The organism is Variovorax sp. 10N412 (assembly GCF_056394985.1).
Map to the genome: position 1 here is coordinate 66,722 of NZ_JBFTIO010000006.1, position 20,761 is coordinate 87,482.

13 protein-coding genes are annotated in these 20,761 nt (G+C 69.0%); 4 read left to right on the forward strand and 9 right to left on the reverse strand.

Going from position 1 to position 20,761, the window contains the following annotated elements:
* Nucleotides 1-15 precede the first annotated feature (15 nt).
* The 6 genes from AC1DJH_RS16270 to AC1DJH_RS16295 form a co-directional block, all read right to left on the reverse strand.
* Complete coding sequence (locus AC1DJH_RS16270) at nucleotides 16-4,722, reverse strand: Ig-like domain-containing protein (RefSeq protein ID WP_478186353.1); 4,707 nt, start codon at nucleotides 4,720-4,722, stop codon at nucleotides 16-18.
* Nucleotides 4,723-4,850: 128 nt separating this feature from the next.
* The gene (locus AC1DJH_RS16275) at nucleotides 4,851-5,714 is read right to left on the reverse strand and encodes a class I fructose-bisphosphate aldolase (RefSeq protein WP_478186354.1); all 864 of its coding nucleotides are present in this window, start codon (nucleotides 5,712-5,714) and stop codon (nucleotides 4,851-4,853) included.
* 35 nt (nucleotides 5,715-5,749) lie between these two features.
* Nucleotides 5,750-6,730 (reverse strand): aldo/keto reductase, encoded by a 981-nt coding sequence (locus AC1DJH_RS16280; protein WP_478186551.1) that lies wholly within the window; start codon nucleotides 6,728-6,730, stop codon nucleotides 5,750-5,752.
* Between the two features lie 11 nt (nucleotides 6,731-6,741).
* On the reverse strand, nucleotides 6,742-7,770 hold the full coding sequence (locus tag AC1DJH_RS16285) for an ABC transporter permease (protein WP_478186355.1): 1,029 nt from the start codon (nucleotides 7,768-7,770) through the stop codon (nucleotides 6,742-6,744).
* Nucleotides 7,767-9,278 carry a sugar ABC transporter ATP-binding protein gene (locus tag AC1DJH_RS16290; RefSeq protein ID WP_478186356.1) on the reverse strand — a complete coding sequence of 504 codons (1,512 nt, stop codon included), beginning with the start codon at nucleotides 9,276-9,278 and terminating at the stop codon, nucleotides 7,767-7,769. Before AC1DJH_RS16290 ends, AC1DJH_RS16285 begins: the two co-directional genes overlap by 4 nt.
* Nucleotides 9,275-10,327 (reverse strand): substrate-binding domain-containing protein, encoded by a 1,053-nt coding sequence (locus AC1DJH_RS16295; RefSeq protein WP_478186357.1) that lies wholly within the window; start codon nucleotides 10,325-10,327, stop codon nucleotides 9,275-9,277. The genes AC1DJH_RS16290 and AC1DJH_RS16295 overlap by 4 nt, the downstream gene beginning before the upstream one ends.
* Before the next feature lie 180 nt (nucleotides 10,328-10,507).
* Between AC1DJH_RS16295 and AC1DJH_RS16300 the strand changes: the two genes are divergently transcribed.
* The 3 genes from AC1DJH_RS16300 to AC1DJH_RS16310 are packed head-to-tail and all read left to right on the forward strand — an operon-like array spanning nucleotide 10,508 to nucleotide 14,525.
* Nucleotides 10,508-11,995: an FGGY family carbohydrate kinase gene (locus AC1DJH_RS16300; protein ID WP_478186358.1), complete on the forward strand. Its 1,488-nt coding sequence runs from the start codon at nucleotides 10,508-10,510 to the stop codon at nucleotides 11,993-11,995.
* Nucleotides 11,992-13,773: a glycerol-3-phosphate dehydrogenase/oxidase gene (locus AC1DJH_RS16305; RefSeq protein WP_478186359.1), complete on the forward strand. Its 1,782-nt coding sequence runs from the start codon at nucleotides 11,992-11,994 to the stop codon at nucleotides 13,771-13,773. The genes AC1DJH_RS16300 and AC1DJH_RS16305 overlap by 4 nt, the downstream gene beginning before the upstream one ends.
* The gene (locus AC1DJH_RS16310; protein WP_478186360.1) at nucleotides 13,770-14,525 is read left to right on the forward strand and encodes a GntR family transcriptional regulator; all 756 of its coding nucleotides are present in this window, start codon (nucleotides 13,770-13,772) and stop codon (nucleotides 14,523-14,525) included. Before AC1DJH_RS16305 ends, AC1DJH_RS16310 begins: the two co-directional genes overlap by 4 nt.
* A 10-nt stretch (nucleotides 14,526-14,535) precedes the next feature.
* On the opposite strand, the gene AC1DJH_RS16315 is transcribed toward AC1DJH_RS16310, so the two are convergent.
* The 3 genes from AC1DJH_RS16315 to AC1DJH_RS16325 form a co-directional block, all read right to left on the reverse strand.
* Entirely contained in the window at nucleotides 14,536-15,426 is an 891-nt protein-coding gene (locus tag AC1DJH_RS16315; RefSeq protein ID WP_478186361.1) for a DMT family transporter, read from the reverse strand.
* A gap of 2 nt (nucleotides 15,427-15,428) precedes the next feature.
* Nucleotides 15,429-18,455: an excinuclease ABC subunit UvrA gene (gene uvrA, locus AC1DJH_RS16320; RefSeq protein ID WP_478186552.1), complete on the reverse strand. Its 3,027-nt coding sequence runs from the start codon at nucleotides 18,453-18,455 to the stop codon at nucleotides 15,429-15,431.
* Between the two features lie 154 nt (nucleotides 18,456-18,609).
* Complete coding sequence (locus AC1DJH_RS16325; protein WP_478186362.1) at nucleotides 18,610-20,028, reverse strand: chloride channel protein; 1,419 nt, start codon at nucleotides 20,026-20,028, stop codon at nucleotides 18,610-18,612.
* A 114-nt stretch (nucleotides 20,029-20,142) separates the two neighbouring features.
* On the opposite strand from AC1DJH_RS16325, the gene ssb reads away from it, so the two are divergent.
* On the forward strand, nucleotides 20,143-20,715 hold the full coding sequence (ssb, locus tag AC1DJH_RS16330) for a single-stranded DNA-binding protein (RefSeq protein WP_478186363.1): 573 nt from the start codon (nucleotides 20,143-20,145) through the stop codon (nucleotides 20,713-20,715).
* Nucleotides 20,716-20,761: the final 46 nt, after the last annotated feature.

The window sequence follows — 20,761 nt, forward strand, 5'->3', positions numbered from 1 at the left end:
GGGGGCGAGCCAAAGCTACTGGATCTGCGCCCAGTTCTGGTTGTTGCCGCCGTTGCAGGTCCAGGTGATCAGCGCCGTGTCCTGCGTGGTCGAACTGTTCGGCACGTCGAGGCACGAGCCCGAGCCCCGGTTCTTCAACGCGCCGCCGACCACGCTCCACTGCGCCGTGTTGCCCGCCGAGCAGGCCACCTGCACCACCGGTGCGTTGGTGGTGGCCGTGCCGTTCTGCGCCAGGCACAGCCCGCTGTGCTCGGCCACGAACTGCACGTAGCCGCCGATGAGCGGTGTCACCGTGAACTTCTCGTGGCTCGCGTTGCCGCAGGGCCATTGCACCGCGGTGGTACCGCTGGCCGCCGCGCCGCCCTTGATGTTCACGCACATGCCGCTGAGCTCCGAACGCAGCCGCGCGACGAACGGGGGCGCCGTGTCCAGCGAGCGCACGTACTCGCGCAAAGCCACCACGTCCGATGGCGGCAGACTCGATGCATTGCCGTGGCCGCCGGCCAGCACGTCCTGCAGCGTGGCCGCCTGTCCGTTGTGGAAGAACGATGCGGCGTTCCAGGTGCCCGACAGCGTCGGCGTGTCGAAGCCCACGCCCGCCAGCGGCTGGTTGATGCCCTTGCCCGACGAGAGCTGGATGGTGCCCACGTCGTGCCGCAGCCCGTCGCGCAGCGTGCCGCCGGTGTGGCAGGTGGCGCACTGCGCGGTGTTGAACACGGTCTGGCCGCGCACCGCCTCCACGCTCAGGTTGCCGTCCGACATGCGCGCGGGGCTGCGCAGGTACTTGTTCAACGAGCCCAGGTAGGCCGCCAGGTCGTCCAGTTGCGCGTTCTTGCCGGCCTTGGGTGCGCCCAGCGGGTCGGAGGTGGCCGTGAAGTCGGCGTTGCTCAGGAAGCCGGTGCCGCCGAACTCGTTGCGGATGTCGTGCTCGAAGTCCTGCACCTCGTCGAAGTTGGCCGTCCAGTGCAGCTTGCCGTGGCTGGTGCCGCGCTTGCCCTGCAGGCTGATGGTGCGGCGCAGGCCCTCTCCGCGTTGGGTGAAGTCCCACACCATGCCGTCGTCGCCACCATCCGCGTGGCAGCTCGCGCAGGAGATGTAGTTGTCCTTGCTCATGCGCCGGTCGGAGGCGTTGTAGAACACCTGCTTGCCGCGCAGGGCCGCCGCGGCCATCGGCTCCGTGGCCACCGTCTGCACCGTCTGCAGGAAGGTCGGGGCATTGCTTTCGGACGCCAGCACCGTCGCCACGTCGTGCACCGTGACCGAGCGCGCGAGGAAGTTGTTGACGAACAGCCGCTTGCGCACCGCGTCCAGGTACAGCCCGTGCGGCGCGCTGCTCGCGTTGATTTCGCCGCGCACCGAGCGCGTGTAGCTGTCGACGATGGCCACGCGGTTGCCCTCCATCTGCGCCACGAACAGGTAGTCGCCCGCCGGCGAGAACAGCGCGGCGCGCGCGGGGGCGCGGTCGTCGAAGTCGATCTGCTCGTCGAACTTTTCCGTCGCCTGCTGCAGGTCGACCTGCGACAGGATGGAGCGCACCGTCTGGTCGTGCACGAGGTTCGTGCCGTCGCGGAATTTGCCGCGCACGATGTTGTCCTTCTTCGATGGCAGCACGGCGCGCGTGCCGTCGGGCGAAATGACCACCTGGCTCAGGTAGTTGGCCACGCCGCGCGCGCGGCTCTCGGTGTCCACCGTGATGGTGTCCACCGGCAGCGCGATGGTGCCTATCGCGCTCAGGCTCTGCAGGTTCACCTTGTGCAGCTGGCCGCCTGTGAGCTTCGACTTGAAGCGCGTCACGTAGGCCACCTGCGAGTCGGCGCTCACCGCAATGCCGCGCACCTCGCCCTGCAGCGGCACGGTGCCGGTGGCGTTGCCGTTGGCAGGGTCGAAGCTCATCAGCGCCGACTTGCTCTCCAGCGTGAGCAAGCCCTTGGTGCCGTCAGGCGTGAAGACCACGCCGTAAGGTCCGCTGCCGTAGCCCAGCGACACCGTGGCGGAAACGGCGCCGTCGGCCGCGTTCAGCGCCACCAGCTTGTCTTCGCCGTGCACCGACACCCAGATGCGGCCGTCGGGCCCCACGGCCAGCGTCTTCGGCTCGTCGCCCACGCGCGTCTCCCAGCGCTTGGCCAGGGTCTGCGCGTCGATGGCGGCGACCGTGCCGCTGTCGGGGTTGACCGAATACACCGAGTTGGCGTCGCCCGCGATGTTGGTGGTGTGCGTGGGCGCGCGCGCGGTGACCGGTGCGATCACCGTCACGTTGTACGTGTAGTAGCTTTCGCGGCCCGCCGTGTCGCGCACCGTCAGCGTCACCGTGTAGTGACCGGGGCGCGTGTAGGTGTAGGTGTAGCCCGGCTGGCTCGCAAAGGCCGTCTGCGTGCCGTTGCCGAAGTTCCAGCGGTACTGCGCGCCGTTGGCGCCCAGCGTGGCGGGGGCGAACACCAGCTGACCGTTGACCACCTTCGGCCCACCGCCGATGCCGGGGTCGCCGATGATGGCCTGGCTGCGCAGCGTGGCGACCTCGGCGTCGTTCAGCACGCGCCCGTACACGCGCACTTCCGCCAGCGTGCCCTTGAACAGGGCCGCGTTGCCCTGGATCTGGCCCAGCACCTGGAACTTGTTCGACAGGCCCTTGTTGCCGGTGAGGCCAGCGGACGAGGTCTTCACGCCGTCGACGTACACCGTCTGCGCGCCCGAGGCCGCGTCGCGCGTCAGCACCACGTGGTGCCAGGCGCCGTCGTTCACCGCCGCGGCGGAGGTGGTGCCCGCCTCGTTGCCGACCGACAGCTTGATGTGCCCGCCGGTGTCCAGCCAGCCCCAGAACACGTCGTCCGTGCCGCTGACCTGGTCGCGCCCGAAGAGGCCGGGCGCAGTCCACGAATTCGCGGCGCCGGGCTGCGTGGTCTTCATGTAGAAGCTCAGCGAGGCGGTGCCGCCCAGCACGGTGGCCACCGTGTCGTTCTTCAGCGGCACGCCCGCGGTGCGGTTGGCGAAGTTCAGGCCGATGCTCTCGAAGGCGTCGCCGGTGGCGGGTGTGCCGTTGTTGGCGCCGATCGGGTCCGAGAGGTTGCCCGCCAGCGTCCAGTGGTGCATGAGGCTGATGTCGGTCGCGTTGCCGGTGTGGAACACCGAGGTGTAGTCCGCGCCGATGGCGTTGCCCGCATAGTCCTTCACGCCGTTGGCCGGCAGGAACACCTCGTAGCTGGTGCCCGGCTGCAGCGGCTGCTCGGGGTGGAAGTTCACGATGCCCAGCTGCACGCTGTAGGTGCCCGCCAGCGTGTTGCCGCCCACCGGCCGCACGATGAAGGTGTTGGAATTCACGCTCTCGGGGCGGATGTTGTCGGTCATGCCCAGGCCGATGCGCGAGGTCAGCGCCTGCTGCTTCGCGCCGTTGGCGGGCGAGACCTGTTTGACTTCAGGCTTGGTGGTGTCGGGATCGACCTGGTGCACGATGAAGCCGCTGCCCGAGCCGTGGTCGTTGCCCACGAAGACGAGGTTGCCGAACATCGCGACCTGTCCGTTGTCCGAGTGCGAGAAGTTCGGGTCGTCCTCGCGCAGGATGCTCCCGCGGCTCACCTCCACGTGGTTCAGCGGATTGCTCACGTCCACCTTGTGGATGCGGGTCTGCGCGCCTTGAATGACGTAGTTGTCCTGCGTGGCGCAGTACAGCTGTTCGTCGATGACGAGCCGGTTGTCCTCGGGCACGAAGCGCGAGCGGTCGCTCAGGTCGTAGCTGTACATCTTGGCGCCGCTGTTGCGCGCGGAGGTGTGCAGGTTCCTGCCGTCGAAGCAGGTCGCGTAGTAGAACGGCGTGGTGCCCACGATGGCGTCGAGCACCTTGGGGTTGAGCGGGTCCGAGATGTCCAGGCTGGCGAAACCGCCGTTGCTTTCCATCGCGGTCAGCACCATGTGGTTGCCCATCGTGAAGATCGGGCCGATGCGAAAGCCGCCGAGCTCGCCGGTGGGCACGGGGTTGGGCTTGCCCGTGCCGCGGTTCGCGACCACGGCATTCGCGGGGTCGCTCGCATCGACGATGAAGATGCCGCGGCCCGCCGAGGCCACGTACAGGTAGGGCGCCTGCCACCACAGTTGCCAGGCCACGTCTTCGTAGTCGCCGCCGTTGACGCCGGGCAGCGCCAGCTTCTTCACCTGCTTGATGTCGTTGATGTCGGTGAAGTCCCAGAACTCCACGCCGTTGATGCTGGGCAGCACCACGTACGTCTTGCCGCCGATCTTCGCGGTGCCGAAGGAGTGGGTCTCGCGAAACTCCTTGGTGCGGGCCTCGGGCTCGTAGATCTTCTTGACGAGCTGGATCTGGCGCGGGTTCGACACGTCGTACAGCAGGAAGCCGCCCGGGCCGAGGCCGCTGTCCGGCGCGAAGGAGGTGAGGAAGTAGCCGTTGATCATGATGCCCGCGTTCATGCCGTAGTCCTTGCGGCCCGGGTAGGTGGCCGGTACCTCGCGCGACTCGTAGGCGGTGCTGTGCGCCGGATCGAGCGGGTGCGCGGCGCTCGTGATCATCGACACCGGCTTGAACAGTTCGGCCGAGGTGTAGGTGAGGTTGCCCAGGCCGGGCCCCTGCACCGGGAGCGGGTCGGCCACGGCCTGGGCCATCGCCGTGGCCATGTTGTTCAGGGTCGTCATCGGACTGACCCCGGTGATTGCCGCGTGCGTCAGCAGCGTGACGAATGGCAGCAGGAACGCCATCAAGTAATACCGGATTTTCATCGTCGCCTCCAGGTTGTTGGGTCACTCGCAAAAGTGCGCGCGCAGGGGCGCACCCGGCCGGCGGCGAGTCCGCCGCCGGCCGTCCAGCCTCTCCCTCTCCTCGTTGTCGACGGCGCTACGTCGTCACTTCACATTGCTTTTTTCTGCGCGCCGCCCGATTCGTAGATGTCCCATGCCTCGTTGGCGCTCGCGCCGCGGTGGATCATGGCCATCAATGCGTCCACCACCGCCGACGGGTTGGCATGCTGGTACACGTTGCGTCCGTACACCATGCCGACCGCGCCCTGGTCCATGAGCACGCGCGAGCGTGCGAACACCTGCTGCAGGTCTTCGCGTCCGCCGCCGCGCACGAGCACGGGGCAGCGCGCGGCCTGCACCACGCGGTGGAACTCGGCGGGGTCGGTGGTGGGGTCGGCCTTGACGATGTCGGCACCCATCTCGCGCGCCAGGCGCACGAGCGTGACGATCTTCTCGGCGTCGCCGTCGACCATGTAGCCGCCTTGCTCGCTGTGCGGGCGCATCACCAGCGGCTCGATCATCAGCGGCATGCCGTAGCGGTCGCAGTCGGCGCGCACGCGCGAAATGTTCTGCACGCACTGGCGGAACAGGTCGGGCTCGTTCGGCAGCATGAACAGGTTCACCACCACGCAGGCCGCGTCGCGCTGCACCGCGGGCAGTACCGGGTCGTGCTCGTTCTGCAGCAGGGCCCACATCACGCGGTGCGCGGTGGCGTTGTAGGGGTTGCCCATGTCGATGCGCTGCACCAGCGCGGGCTTGTCTCGGCCCGGTCGGTCCTGCAGCAGGTCGGCCTGGCCGTGGTTGAGCTGCAGCGCGTCGGGGCGCGCGGCTACCAGCTTGTCGACGACGGCGGGCATGTCTTCCAGGCCGTTGAGGAACGAGGGCTCGTTGCACACGCCGTGGTCGAGCGCGATGTCCAGGCAGCGCCCGTGGGTCAGCAGCCGGTTCAGGCGTGCGGTCTTGTCCTTCGACATACGAAAAGGTCCTTGTGTGGGGGGTGTGAAGAAGATCAGGCCAGCGTGTGCAGGTACTTGCCCGCCGCCGCATCGATGAGTTGCAGCGCGTCGTCGCGCAGCGCGAGCGAGCCGGCCGCCGCGTTCTCTACGGCCTGCTTGCTCACGCGCGCGCCGCACAGCGCCACCTGCACGCTGCCGCGCGCCAGCGTCCACGCGATCATCAATTGGCCGAACGAGCATTCGAGGTGCGTGCGCAACGGCTCCAGTTCGTCGAAGAAGGCCTTGAGCCTGGCGCGGTTGTCCGCGCTGAAGCGCGGGTTGGTGGCGCGCTGGTCGTCGCCGGTGAACTGGCGTGCGGGGTCGATGGGGCCGGCGAGCAGGCCCAGCGCCAGCGACGAGTAGCCCAGCACCGCCACGTTGTGCTCGCTGCACAGCGGCACCAGCGTCTGCTCGATCTCGCGGTCGATCAGGCTGTAGCGCTCCTGCGCCGCATCGACCGGGCCGTAGCGCAGGTACTCGGCGAGTGTTTCGGGGCTCACGTTGCTCACGCCGATGGCGCGGATCTTTCCCTGCTTCTTGAGTTCGAGCAGCGCATCCATGGTCTCGGCCACGGGCGTGGTGCTGTCTTGCCAGTGCGTGATGTACAGGTCGATGTAGTCGGTCTGCAGGCGCTTGAGGCTTTCCTCGCACTCGTGAACGATCGACTCGCGCCCCAGGTAGCGGTACACCGGATGCCCGTCTTCTTCGAAGAAGTGCGTTCCCTTCTGCGTGTGCCACACCAGCCCGCACTTGGTGGCGATCACGGCCTCCTGGCGGCGGCCTTTCAAGGCCGTGCCGACGATGCTCTCGGAGCGCCCGAGGCCATAGGCCGGCGCGGTGTCGATCAGCGTCACGCCCGCGTCCAGCGAGGCCTGGATGGCCAGCACGGCGGCCGCGTTGTCCCCGCCGCCCCACATCCAGCCGCCCATGGCCCAGGTGCCCAGGCCGATGGCCGCGCATTCGATGCCCGAGGGGCCCAGGGTGGTCTTCTTCATCGCTGCGTTGTTCATCGCTTGGTCTTTCTCGTGTTCATGAGGTGGTCGATGGTCACGGCCGCGAGGAGGATCAGGCCCTTGATCACGTCCTGCCAGTAAGGCGACACGTCCAGCAGGATGAGCGAGCTGGTCACCACCGACAGCAGCGCCAGGCCCAGCACCGCGCCCAGCACCGTGCCCGAGCCGCCCTTCAGGCTGGCCCCGCCGATGACGGCGGCGGCGATCACGTTGAGCTCCATGCCCACGCCGAAGGTGGGCGTGGCGGCGCCGAAGCGCGCCGTGTAGATCACGCCGGCCAGGCCCGCGGAAGCCGAGCACAGCACCGTGACCCAGAACTTCACGTGGCCCACGCGAATGCCCGAGTACAGCGCGGCCTTCTCGTTGCTGCCCGTGTAGAACACGCGGCGCAACAGCGAGGCGCGGCGCAGCACGAAGTCGCTCACCACCACGATCGCCAGGAAGATCAGGATCACGGCCGGAATGCCGAACAGCGTGCCCTGGCCGATGAACTTGAACTCCGCCGGCAGCGAGAACAGCGACTGCGGCGTGCCCTGCGTGAGCGCCAGGCACAGGCCGCGCACGATCACCATGAACGCCAGCGAGGCGATGAAGTGGTTCAGCCCGATGCGCGTGACGCAGCCGCCGATCATCGCGCCGATGCCCGCGCTGGCCGCAATGGCGATCAGCCCCGCCGTCCACGGGTCGAACCCCATGAGGAAGAGCTTGCCCGTGACCACCATCGCGAAGCACACCACCGAGCCCACCGACAGGTCGATGCCGCCGACGATCAGCAGGATGGTCATGCCCACCACCACGATGCCCTCGATGGAGAAGGACAGCAGCATGGCGCGCATGTTGTCCCAGGTCAGGAAGTAGGGCGACGCGAAGCTCATGGCCACGCACAGCACCGCGATGATGAGCAGCAGGCCCATCTCGCGCATGCTGGTGAGCTTGTTGGCGGGCTTCAGGGGGCCGCCGCCTTGCTGTCGTGGCGCGAGGCCCGCGGGCGCCCCCGCGTCGAGTTGTGCCGGGTAGTTCATGCTGTTTCCTGTTCGCAAAGTCCGGAGGCCAGCCGCAGCAGCGCCTCTTCCGTCATGTCGTTGTCTTGCACTTCGCCGGCCAGCCGGCCGTCGCGGATCACCAGCGCGCGGTCGCACAGCCCGATGATCTCGGGCAGCTCCGAAGAGATCACCACCACGCCCACGCCCTGGTTCGCCAGTTCGCGCAGGATGTGATGGATCTCCGACTTGGCCCCCACGTCCACGCCGCGCGTGGGCTCGTCCATCAGCAGCACCGAGGGGTGCGTGGCCAGCAGCTTGGCGATGGCCACCTTTTGCTGGTTGCCGCCCGACAGGCTGGCCACGTCGATGTCCACGCCGTCGCTCTTGAGCTTGAGCTTGGCGCCCAGCGCCACGGCCAGCTTGCGCTCGGCCGAGCGCTGCAGCAGGCCGAAGCGCGAGCTCACGCGCTTGAGCGCCATCGAGGCGATGTTCTGCGCAATGGGCAGGTCGAGGTACACGCCCGCCGCCTTGCGGTCTTCGCTGAGGTAGGCGATGCCTTCGCGCAGCGCGTCGCTGTACTTGCGGATCGTCAATGCCTTGCCGCGCAGGCGCACCGTGCCGCGCGTGGCCGTGCGCAGGCCGCACACGGTTTCGGCGAGTTCGCTGCGGCCCGCGCCCATGAGGCCCGCGATGCCGAGGATCTCGCCGCGCTTCAACGTGAACGAGATGCCGTGCACGCGCTCGCCGTCGGCGATGTCGCGCACTTCGAGCACCGGCTCGCCGTGGGTTGCGTCGTCCTGCTTCGGCGGGTAGTAGTTGCCCAGGTCGCGCCCGACCATGCGGCGCACCAGGCCGTCCGCGTTCAGCTCGGCCAGCGGCCCGCTGTGCACGTTGCGCCCGTCGCGCAGCACCGTCACGCGCGAGCAGTGCGCAAAGATCTCGGCCATGCGGTGGCTGATGTAGATGATGCCGATGCCCTGGTCCTTCAGGTCGTGCAGCACCTTGAAGAGCGCGGCCGATTCGTTGTCGGTGAGCGCGGCGGTCGGCTCGTCGAGGATGAGCACCTTGCAGTCGAGCGTGAGCGCCTTGGCGATCTCGATGAGCTGCTGCGTGGAGATGCTCAGGTCCTTCACCAGGCAGGCGGGGTCCACGTCCTGGCCCAGCCGCTGCAGCACCTTGGCGGCGCGCTCGTTCAGGCTGGCGTAGTTCATCCACGCGTGCTTGCCGGCGTTGATCTCCGGCATGAAGATGTTCTCGGCCACGGTGGCGTCGGCGCACAGGGCGATCTCCTGGTGCACCAGGCCGATGCCCAGGCGCATGGCATGCGCCGGGCCGTCGATGACCACCTGTTGCCCGTCGAGCGAGATCTCGCCCTCGTCGGGCCGGTGGATGCCGTCGATGATGTTCATCAGCGTGGACTTGCCCGCGCCGTTCTCGCCGCACAGCGCGTGGATCTCGCCGCGCTGCAGCGAGAAGTCCACCCCCGTGAGCGCGCGCGAAGCGCCGAAGCGCTTGCTGATGCCCTTGAGCTCGAGCAGGGAGCTCACTCGCCGATTCCCTTGGTACCGCGGCGCGCGAGGTACTTGTCCCAGTAGAAGTCGTCGGCGTTGGCCTTGCTGACCACCGCCAGGCCGTTGTCCAGGAAGGGCACGGCCATCGGGTTGGTGCCGTTGCGCTTGGCGTCGTTCATCGGGTCGATGAGGCCCGGGTTCTTCGCCAGGAACAGCATCATCATGCCCATGTAGCCCTGCATGCCCTGGTTCGGGTTGATGGAGCCGAACACGTCGCCCGACTTGATCATGTCCAGGATCTTGGCGTTCACGTCGCAGCACATCACCTTGATGTTCTTCTTGCTCTCGACCTTGGCCTGCGCCGCGCCCAGCGCCGAGTTGGCTTCGGGCATGAACAGCGCGCCCAGGTTCGGGTTGGCCTGCGCCAGGCTCAGCACCGCCTGGTAGGCCTTGTTCGGGTCCTGGTTGCTGGCGGCGCGGCCGACCAGCTTCATGCCCGGGTGCTTGGTCTTCATGCGGTTCACGAAGGCGGCGATGCGGCGGTCGTGGTTGTCCTGGCCCGGGTTCTCCAGCACGGCGTATTCGCCCTTGCCGCCCATCGACGCGGCAATCGCGTCGGCCGCCTGCGTGCCTTCACGGTCGTTGTCCGAGGTGATGAACGAGGTGCGCTTGGAGTTGGGCGAGTCGGCCGCGAAGGTGACCACCGGAATGCCCATCGCCGCCGCGCGGTTGATGGGCTCGATGAACGGGTCGGGGTTCATCGGGTGCAGCAGGATGCCCGCGGGCTTGCGCGCCAGCTCCTGCTCGAAGGACGCGAGCTGCTTGTTCACGTCGTACTCCGGCGTGCCGGTGTAGCGGGTGCGAACGCCCAGCGTGCGGCCGAGCTGCTTCATCATTTCGTAGACCGGAAACCAGTACTCCACGCCCGACACCATCACGTTCATCACGTAGACGTCGCTGGCGTTGCCGCGCAAACCGGCGCCGGCCGCACCGGCTGCCGGGGCGGCGGCTTGCTGCGCGAATGCGCTCGCGCCGGCCAGGCCGATGCCGGCGGCCGCTGCGGACTTCAGGAAATTTCGCCTCATTTTTTGTCTCCTCGCGTTGGGTGGCTCAACTTGCGGTGCTGCCTTTTCGGGGCAGCGCCTTGATCCTCTGTGTCACGACAGTTGTTATGACAGGTAGAATGTAAGCGCAGCGAGTTTGAAGCGATAACTAGGGGAAACGCTACTGGCAACCCGCTTTTATTCCGCCGAAGCTGTTATGACATGAAGCCCAACATACTCATCGGCATCGACATGGGGTCGAGCAGCCTGAAAGCCCTGGCCCTCGAAGCCGGGAGCGGCCGGGCCGTCGCCCTGTCCCGAATGCAATTGCCGCACGACCGGCTGCCTGGCGGGGGATGCGAGGTGGCCGCCACGGCCATCCGCGCGGCCCTGACCCACGTGCTGCGCGACGTCGCCCACCAACTCGGCGCCCGCGTGGCCGAGGTCCGCGCCATCGGCTGCACGGGCCACGGCGCGGGGCTCTACGCGCTCGACGCGAAGAACGAACTGGTGGGCGGCAGGGCGGTCGCCTCGACCGACCAGCGCGCCGACGCGCGTGCGCGCTCCCTGGCGGCGAGCCGTGGCAAGGCGCTCTTCGCGGACGTCGGCTGCCAGCCGTGGCCCGGGCAACCGACCGTGATCGCGGCGGAATTGCTCGGCACCGACGCCGTGCAGCGCGGTGCGGTGCGCCGGCTGCTGTTCGCCAAGGACTACCTCGGTTTTCTGCTGACCGGCGAAATTGCCACTGATGCGAGCGACGCGAGCACCGCGGGGCTGGTGGCCATCGCCACGGGCGGCTGGTCGCAGGCGGCCTTCGACGCATCCGGCATCGCCGACCTCGGGCCGCGCGCCTTCGGCCCGCTGGTGACCAGCGGCGAGGTCGTCGGCACGCTGCGGCCGGCCGAAGCCGCGCTGTGCGGCCTGCCGGCCGGCATTCCTGTCGCGATGGGCGCCATCGACCTGCTGGCCTCCATGACGGCCATCTGCGCCGAGGGAAGAGGGCGTGCGGTGTCGGTCTTCGGCACGTGGTGCGTCAACGCGGTGATCGGGCCGGTGATCGAGCCCAAGCCCGATGTCGCGGCGGTCGTGAACTTCGGCCGCGCCGACAGGCGGCTCTACATGGAGAACAGCCCGTCCTCCATGGCCAACATCGCATGGCTGGCCGGCGTGCTGGGCCTGCCCGATGCGCGCGCGGTGGTCGACCTGGCGATGTCGGTGCCGCTGGGCGCCGGCGGCCTGCGCTTCCTGCCGTTCGTGAACGGCGGCGGGGGTGTGACGGCGGGCTTCGTGGGCCTCAAGAGCCATCACACGCGCGGCGACATGGCGCGTGCGGTGGTCGATGCGGTCGCCGCGCTGCATGCGCGCCACACCGCGCGCCTTGCGGCCTGCGGCCTGCCGGTGTCCGCATCGACCGTGCTCGGCGGCGGTGCGAGCGACACGCGGCTCGTGCGCCTGCTGGCCTCGTTCCTCGGCCGTCCGGTCGAGCGCTGCGCCGACGATGAGACCGGCGCGCGCGGCGCGGCGCTCTACGCCGCCATGTCGCAAGGCATCGACCGCGCCGCGCAAGGCAGCGCGCTTCTCGCGCCCTGCGACACGGTCGAACCCGACGCCGCCCAGGCGCGCGCCCATGCCGACTTCAACGCCGGCTTCAACGAACTGATCGACACCATGTCTCCTGTGTTTTCCCACCTGGCCGGAGCCGCGCAATGAGCGCCTGGCAATTGCCCTTCGTGCGTCCGGCTGCCCTGGCCGACCGCCATTTCTCCACCGTGATCGTCGGCGCCGGCATCAACGGCGTGGGCGTGTTCCGCGACCTCTGCCTGCAGCGCGTGGACTGCCTCATCGTCGACAAGGGCGACTTCAGCGCGGGCGCCAGCAGCGCGCCGTCGCGCATGATCCACGGCGGCCTGCGCTACCTGGAGAACGGCAGCTTCTCGCTGGTGGCCGAGGCCACGCGCGAGCGCAACCTGCTGCTGCGCAACGCACCGCACCTGGTGCAGCCGCTGAAGACGGTGGTGCCGCTGTCGAGCTTCTTCGGCGGCCTCATGAGCAGCGCGCTCAAGTTCTTCGGCCGCACGCCGCCGCAGCGCACGCGCGGCCTGCTGGCCGTGGCCGCGGGCCTGCGGCTGTACGACCTGCTGGGCCGCCGCCAGCGCGTGATGCCCAACCACCGAATCGCCCGCGTGCCGCCGGCCGACCGCAACCTGTTCCGCGCGGCGGTGCGCTGGACCGCCACCTTCTTCGATGCGTGGATCAGCCACCCCGAGTGGCTGGTGCTCGAGCTCATCGGCGACGCCTGCCGCGACCAGCCGCGCTCGGCCGCCTCGAATCACTGCCGCGTGATCGGGTGCGCGGGCAACATCCTCACGCTGCGCGACGAGATCACCGGCGCGCTGGTGCGCGTGACGGCCGACACCGTGGTGAACGCCAGCGGCGCATGGCTGGACCGCAGCACCGCGGTGCTGGGCGGCGCGGGCTCGCGCGCCAACGCGAGGGTGATGGGCACCAAGGGCTCGCACCTGGTGCTCGACCACCCGGCGCTGCGCGACGCGCTCGAAGGCCGCATGGCGTACTTCGAGGCAGTGGACGGGCGCGTGTGCATCGTCTACCCCTTTCTCGACCGCGTGCTGGTGGGCTCCACCGACATCCCGGTGGACGACCCCGACCAGATCGGCACCGAGCCGGCCGAGGTCGACTACCTGCTCGAGGTGCTGGCGGAGGTTTTCCCGAACCTGGCTTTCGGGCGCGGCCATGTGGTCTACACCTACGTCGGCGTGCGCCCGCTCGCGCGCTCCGACGCCGACAAGCCCGGCCAGATCTCGCGCGACCATTCGGTGGTGGTCGACCTGCCGAATGCGTCGCGCGACATTCCGATCGTCGGCCTCGTTGGCGGCAAGTGGACGACCTTCCGCGCGCTCGCGGAAGAAGCCACCGACGAAGTGCTGCGGCAGCTGGGCCGCCCGCGCACGGCGTCCACCGAGCTGATTCCCATCGGCGGCGGCGCGGAGCTGCCGGGCGATGCGCACGCGACGGCGCGCTTTCTCGACCGCATGGTGGCGTCGTCGGGCGTGGGCCGCGCGCGGGCGCAGGCACTGCTGGGCCGCTACGGCTCGAAGGCGCTGGCGCTGGCGCAGCGCCTCGGGGCCTCGGGCGACGTGCCGCTGCAGCATGCGCCCGACTACTCGGTGGCCGAACTCTCCTACCTGTGCCTGGAAACCGGCGTGGTCCACCTGGACGACCTGGTGATCCGCCGAACCCTGCTGGCGATTCGCGGCCTCGTCACCGACGCCGTGCTGGCCGAGATGGCGGGCATTGCCGCCGAAGCGCTCGGCTGGGACGCACGGCAGGCCCACGACGAGCTTCAGGCCTGCGCCACCGCGCTGCGCGATCGGCACGGCGTGGGCCTTTCGCCGGCGGCGGCGCGGGCGCACACCGCTTTCGATGCATCATTGACGACACCTCAGGCCGCAGGCCAGCCCTCCACGTGAACTCTTCGACCGATACCTCGACCGTGCTCGACCGCGGCTCCGAATCTCCCCTGTGGGCCCAGTTTCGCGACGCGCTTCGCCTGCAAATTTTGCAGGGCGCGCTGCCGATCGGCGCCAAGCTGCCGTCGGAAGCCGAGCTCGGCGAGCAGTTCGGCATCTCGCGCATCGTGGTGCGCGAAGCCCTGGCCGACCTGGTGCGCAACAACCTCATCTACAAGATCAAGGGCCGCGGCGCCTTCGTGTCGGCGCGCGAGCGCGACGAGGACTTCGTCTCCACCGTGCTCGGCTTCTCCGACGAGATGGAGCGCAAGGGCCGCTCGGTGCGCACGCAGATCCTCACGCAGGAACTGCGCGCGCCCACCGAGCAGGAGGCCGCGTCGCTCGGCCTGACCGACGACACGCAGGTGGTGGCGCTCAAGCGCCTGCGCAGCGTGGACGGCGAGCTGCGCCTGCTGGTGGAAACCGTGGTGCCCGCCGACCTGGCGCCGGGGCTGCACCGCACGCGGCTGGACGACCGCTCGCTGTACGACGTGCTGCGCCGCCAGTACGGCCTGCGCCTGGTGCGCGCCGAACGCTGGATCGACGCGGTGCTGCCCGATGCGGCCACCTGCGAACTGCTGAACTTGCCCACACCCGAGCCGCTGTTGCGCATCGAGTCGATCGCCTACGGGGCCAACGGAAGGCCGTTGGAGCACTACCGCGCGCTGCACCGCTGCAAGACCAGCCGCCTGCACGTGCAGACGACGACCTGAATCCGCCTGCTCAGGCCTTCGCGGCGGCGCGCGAGGGCAGCAGCACCGAGGCGATGGCCACCACCATCAGCACCATTGCCACCCCGTCCTGCCAGTGCACGGCCTCGCCCAGCCACAGCGCGCCGCTGAACACGCCGAGCACCGGGATGAACATCACACTCAGGGTCGAGGCAATGGGCGGCAGGCCGCGCGCCAGGTGGAACCATGCGGCGTGCGCAAAGCCGAAGATCAGCACCGCGTTGTAGCCGATCGACCCCCACGCCACGCTCCCCGGCCAGGCCAGCCGGTCCCGCTCGAACAGCAGCGAAAGCACGGTCATCACCACCGCGGTCATCGCCGTCATCCAGAAGGAGATCGTGAGCGTCGGCAGCCCGATGCGCGTGTGGCGCAGCTGCTGCGTGCCCAGCGCCCACGTGGCGGCGGCCACCAGCGCCAGCGCCACATAGCCGGGCCGCCCCGACAGGTCGGTGAGCTCGTGCCACAGCAGCAGCCCCACGCCGACCGCGCAGGCGCCCACGCCCAGCCATGCACGGCGCGTGAGCACGGCCGAGAACAGCAGCGCGCCGATGACGGCGGAGAACACCGGCATCGTGTAGCCCAGGATCGCCGCGCGCCCGCCCGAGAGCGCCTTCACCGCGAGGATGATGCAGGCGTGCCAGATGAACATGTTGGTCGCGCCCAGCCACACCAGCTCGGGCCATGCGCTGCGCGGCACGCGGAACGGCACCTTGAGCCACACCAGCGCGAGGCCCAGCACGGGCAGGCCGAGCCAGATCGAGATGGCGCGAAAGCCGAGCGGCGGGTAGTCGGCCACGCCGAGCTTCATCACCGGCCAGTTGAAGCCCCACACGAGGGTCAGGAGAACGAGAAGGACGAGCTGGCGCGGGGTGAAGGAAGGCACGGTCACAGCAGGCGCTTGAGGTAACGCCCCGTGTGGCTCGCCTCGTTCGCCGCAATGTCTTCCGGCGTGCCTTCGCCCACCACCGTGCCTCCGCCCGCGCCACCCTCGGGCCCCATGTCGATGAGCCAGTCGGCCGTCTTGATGACGTCCAGGTTGTGCTCGATCACCACGATGGTGTTGCCCGCGTCGCGCAGCTGGTGCAGCACCTTCAGCAGCAGCTCGATGTCGGCGAAGTGCAGGCCGGTGGTCGGCTCGTCCAGGATGTACAGCGTGCGGCCGGTGTCGCGCTTGCTGAGCTCCAGCGCGAGCTTCACGCGCTGTGCCTCGCCGCCCGACAGCGTGGTGGCCGACTGCCCCAGCTTGATGTAGCTCAGGCCCACGTCCAGCAGCGTGCGCAGCTTTCGCTCGATGGTGGGCACGGCCTTCAGGAACTCGTGCGCGGTCTCCACCGTCATCTCGAGGATCTGCGCGATGTTCCTGCCCTTGTAGAGCACCTCGAGCGTCTCGCGGTTGTAGCGCTGGCCGTGGCACACCTCGCAGGGCACGTACACGTCGGGCAGGAAGTGCATCTCCACCTTCACCACGCCGTCGCCCTGGCAGGCCTCGCAGCGCCCGCCGGCCACGTTGAAGCTGAAGCGGCCCGGGCCGTAGCCGCGCTCGCGCGCGGTGTTGGTCTCGGCCATCAGCTCGCGGATGGGCGTGAACAGGCCCGTGTAGGTGGCCGGGTTGCTGCGCGGCGTGCGGCCGATGGGGCTCTGGTCGACGTTGATGACCTTGTCGAAGTACTCGATGCCCTCGATGGCCTCGTGCGCGGCCGGCTCCTCGTGCGCGCGATACAGCGTGCGCGCCACGGCGGTGTAGAGGGTGTCGTTCACCAGCGTCGACTTGCCCGAGCCCGACACGCCCGTCACGCAGGTCAAGAGGCCGACCGGGAAGGCCACGCTCACGTTCTTCAGGTTGTTGCCGGTGGCGTGGACCACGCGAATCTCCTGCAGGTCGCTTTGCGAGGCCAGGTGCGCCGCTTCGCGCGCGGCGCGCCGTTCGGCCGCGGGGCTGGGCGCGAAGCGAGAGGCCTTCTTGCCTTCGTTGAAGGCGGCTTTCTTGACCACCGGGAGCCAGGCGGTGCGGTGTTTGGGCACCTCGATCCTGCGCACGCCCGAGAGGTACTGGCCGGTGAGCGATTCGGGGTTGGCCGACACCTCGGCATAGGTGCCCTGCGCCATCACGCGGCCGCCGTGCACGCCCGCGCCGGGGCCCATGTCGATCACGTGGTCGGCGGCGTGGATCATGTCCTCGTCGTGCTCGACCACGATCACGCTGTTGCCGATGTCGCGCAGGTGCTTCAGCGTGCCGATGAGCCGGTCGTTGTCGCGCTGGTGCAGGCCGATGCTGGGCTCGTCGAGCACGTACATCACGCCGGTGAGCCCCGAGCCGATCTGCGAGGCCAGGCGAATGCGCTGCGCCTCGCCGCCCGAGAGCGTCTCGGCGCTGCGGTCCAGGCTCAGGTAGTTCAGGCCCACGTCGTTCAAAAACTTCAGGCGCAGGCCGATCTCGCGCACCACCTTGTCGGCGATGTCGGCCTTGGAGCCGCGCAGCTTGAGGTTCTGGAACCAGGCCAGCGAGTCGCGCAAGGTGAGATGGCTCAGTTCGAAGATGGCCATGCGCGGCGGCTCGCCGCCGTCTGCCGGGCGCGCCGATTCGTCCACCAGGAACACGTTGCGCGCCTCGCGCCGCAGGCGGGAACCGCCGCAGTCGGGGCAGGGCTGCAGGTTGCGAAAGCGCGCGAGGTCTTCGCGCACCATCACCGAGTCGGTCTCGCGGTAGCGCCGCGCCATGTTCGGGATGATCCCCTCGAAGGGATGCTTCTTCGTGAGCTTCTTGCCCACGAAGTTGCCCGACTCCATGGTGTAGTTGAACTTGATCTCCTCGGCGGCAGAGCCGTTCAGCAGCACCTGCTGCACCGAGGCGGGCAGTGACTCGAAGGGCGCGTCGACGTCGAACTTGTAGTGCTTGGCGACGCTCTCGATCATGCTGAAGTAGTAGCCGTTGCGCCGGTCCCAGCCCTTGATGGCACCGCTGGCGATCGACAGCGACGGAAATGCCACCACCCGTGCCGGGTCGAACACCTCGCGGTGGCCCAGGCCGTCGCAACTGGGGCAGGCGCCCACGGGCGAGTTGAACGAGAACAGGCGCGGCTCCAGCTCCGACAGCGAGTAGTGGCAGATCGGGCAGGCGAACTTGGCGTTGAACAGGTGCTCCTTGTCGGCCGCGCCCGCTGCGCCATCGGTGCTGCCTTCCGGCCTTGCGCCCAGCTCCAGCGCGATCGCCCGGCCCTCGGCCAGGCGCAGCGCGGCCTCGAAGCTCTCGGCCAGGCGCTGCTGCATGTCTGGGCGCGCGCGCAGGCGGTCGATGACCACGTCGATGTCGTGCTTCTCGGTCTTCTTGAGCTTGGGCAGGTCGTTGTATTCGTAGGTTTGCCCGTCGACGCGAAAGCGCACGTAGCCCGCGGCCTGCATCTCGGTGAACAGCTCGAGGAACTCGCCCTTCTTCTCGCGCGCCACGGGCGCCAGGATCATCAGGCGCGGCTCGCCGGGCAGGGCCAGCGTGGCGTCGACCATCTGCGACACCGTCTGCGCCTGCAGCGGCAGGTGGTGGTCGGGGCAGTAGGGCGTGCCGGCGCGCGCGTACAGCAGGCGCAGGTAGTCGTGAATTTCGGTCACCGTGCCCACGGTGGAGCGCGGGTTGTGGCTGGTGGCCTTCTGCTCGATGCTGATGGCGGGCGACAGCCCCTCGATCACGTCCACATCGGGCTTGTCCATGAGCTGCAGGAACTGCCGCGCATAGGCCGACAGGCTCTCCACATAGCGCCGCTGCCCTTCGGCATACAGCGTGTCGAACGCCAGGCTCGACTTGCCCGAGCCCGACAGCCCGGTGATGACCACCAGCTTGTTGCGCGGAATGTCGAGGTCGACGTTCTTCAGGTTGTGGGTGCGCGCACCGCGGATGCTGATGCGCTGCTGCGCGAGCACGGCGCCGAGGTAGGTGTCGCGTTCGCGCTGGGCGTCACGTTCGCGCTCCTCGCGTTCGGCGTGTTCAGCGCGATGTTCGGCTTGTTCAGTGGCTTTGGAATTCAAAGGGGGCGATCGTCCGAGGGCAACCGGACATGATAGTCCGCCGGGCATTTCATGGCGAGCGGGCGGCTTCTGTCGGGCTGGGGGCGGGGCTGTCCGGCGGGGGCGGGGGCGGGGGCGGGTGCACCGGTGCCGTGCCGCCGATGGCCCGGCCGACCGCCCGGTCGACCATGTGCTCGGCCAGCGTGTCGTACAGCGGGCGGCTGATCATGCGCGACACCAGGCTGGCCAGCATGGCCGCGGCCATCAGGCTCAGCACCATCGAATGGCCGTCCACCATTTCCATCACGATGATGAAGGCGGTGAGCGGCGCCTGCGTCACCGCGGCCAGGAAGCCCGCCATGCCCATGGCGATGAGCGCCGGCCCCAGGTCGCCGGCGGCCAGCCGGGCCACCGCGTCGCCGATGCCCGCGCCGATCGACAGCGACGGCGCGAAGATGCCGCCCGGCACGCCGCACCAGGCCGTGAGCCAGGTGGCGACGAACTTCAGCACGGTGTAGAGCGGCGTCAGCTCGTCGTGGCCCTGCAGCATCTGCTTGACCGCCTCGGAGCCCGCGCCGAAGGTGACGCCGCCCGTCACCAGCCCGATGACCGCCACCGCCAGCCCGCCGGCGGCCGCGAAGCGCACCGGAAAACGCGCCCGCCAGCGGTGCAGGCGCCCCGGTGCGCCGTGGGCTGCCCCGGTCAGCGAGGCGATCAGAAGCCGCGCGAACAGCCCGCCGGCCGCGCCGCTCAGCAGGGTGACCAGCAGGCCGGGGCCGAGCGCGTCCCAGCCCAGCCGCTGCACGCGGATCACGCCGAAGTAGCTGGCATTGCCAAAGGCCGACACCGCCACCAGCCCCGCCAGCACGATGGCCGTGATGATCAGCCCGCTGGAGCGGGCCTCGAGCCGGCCCGACAGCTCCTCGATGGCGAACACCACGCCCGCCAGCGGCGCGTTGAACGCCGCCGCGATGCCGGCGGCCCCGCCGGCCACCAGCAGCGCGCGGCCATCGATGGCGGTGTGGGGCGACAGCCAGCGCCGCGCGTGCTGCATGACCCCGGCCGCCACCTGCACCGACGGGCCCTCGCGCCCGATCGACAGGCCGGCCGCGAAGCCGGCCACGCCCAGGCCGATCTTGGCGACCGTGAGCCGCAGCGAGGCGAACATGGAGCGCCGTTCCTCGGGCAGGTCCGGGTGCAGCGCCGCCTTGATCTGCGGAATGCCGGAGCCACCCGCGCCGGGAAAGAACCGCAGCGTGGCCCAGACGATGCCGGCGGTGATGAGCGGCGTGGTCAGCAGCACCGCCCAGGGCCAGGCGCGGTAGAAGCGGTGGAACTGGCCGAAGACCCAGTCGCTGGCGAAGGTGAAGCCCACCACGAAGAGCCCGGCCGCAATGGCGTAGCCCAGCACGATGGCCCGGTCGAGCCAGACGCGGCCGCCGCGCAACTCGGTGCGCAGGTGCTCGAAAAAGTCAGGTTCGCGGTTCATCGGTGCGGTCCATTCTGGCAGTCGGGCGCATTCGGGGCGGGTCTGGCGGGTGGCCTGGGGCACAATCTCCGGTTCTTTTCCTTCTCCTTCATCTACTTATCAGGGGCAGTGCATATGGCATCGGTCAACAAGGTCATCGTCGTCGGCAACCTGGGGCGCGACCCCGAAATGCGGACCTTCCCGAGCGGCGATCAGGTCGCGAACGTCACAGTGGCCACCACCGATCGCTGGAAAGACAAGCAAAGCGGCGAAATGCGCGAAGCCACCGAGTGGCACCGCATCGTCTTCAACGGCCGCCTGGCCGAAATTGCCGGCCAGTACCTGCGCAAGGGCTCGCAGGTGTACGTCGAAGGCAGCCTGCGCACGCGCAAGTGGACCGACAAGGACGGCATCGAAAAGTACACCACCGAAATCCGCGCCGACCAGATGCAGATGCTCGGCAGCCGTCAAGGCATGGGCGGCCCGGTGGGCGGTCCCGAGGACGACGGCGGCTACTCGCAAGGTGGCGGCTATTCGCAAGGCGGCAACGGCGGCGGTGCGAGTGGCGGCGGCAACGGTGGTGGCGGTGGCGGTTACGCCCCCCGTGCGCCTGCAGCCGCACCGCGCGCTCCGGCGCCGGCACCGCGCCAGGCCCCGGCCAAGTCGTCGTCGGGCTTCGACGACATGGACGACGACATTCCGTTCTAGAGCCGACTTCTCGGATTTGTCAACAAAGGCTCGCTCTTCCCAGGGC

What these genes read in the sequence shown, in the direction of transcription:
- AC1DJH_RS16325 (WP_478186362.1), bottom strand. Translation starts at nt 20,028, where the DNA reads ATGAACCGCGAACCTGACTTTTTCGAGCACCTGCGCACCGAGTTGCGC.
- ssb (WP_478186363.1), top strand. Translation starts at nt 20,143, where the DNA reads ATGGCATCGGTCAACAAGGTCATCGTCGTCGGCAACCTGGGGCGCGAC.
- AC1DJH_RS16305 (WP_478186359.1), top strand. Translation starts at nt 11,992, where the DNA reads ATGAGCGCCTGGCAATTGCCCTTCGTGCGTCCGGCTGCCCTGGCCGAC.
- AC1DJH_RS16270 (WP_478186353.1), bottom strand. Translation starts at nt 4,722, where the DNA reads ATGAAAATCCGGTATTACTTGATGGCGTTCCTGCTGCCATTCGTCACG.
- AC1DJH_RS16300 (WP_478186358.1), top strand. Translation starts at nt 10,508, where the DNA reads ATGAAGCCCAACATACTCATCGGCATCGACATGGGGTCGAGCAGCCTG.
- AC1DJH_RS16295 (WP_478186357.1), bottom strand. Translation starts at nt 10,327, where the DNA reads ATGAGGCGAAATTTCCTGAAGTCCGCAGCGGCCGCCGGCATCGGCCTG.
- AC1DJH_RS16280 (WP_478186551.1), bottom strand. Translation starts at nt 6,730, where the DNA reads ATGAAGAAGACCACCCTGGGCCCCTCGGGCATCGAATGCGCGGCCATC.
- AC1DJH_RS16285 (WP_478186355.1), bottom strand. Translation starts at nt 7,770, where the DNA reads ATGAACTACCCGGCACAACTCGACGCGGGGGCGCCCGCGGGCCTCGCG.
- AC1DJH_RS16275 (WP_478186354.1), bottom strand. Translation starts at nt 5,714, where the DNA reads ATGTCGAAGGACAAGACCGCACGCCTGAACCGGCTGCTGACCCACGGG.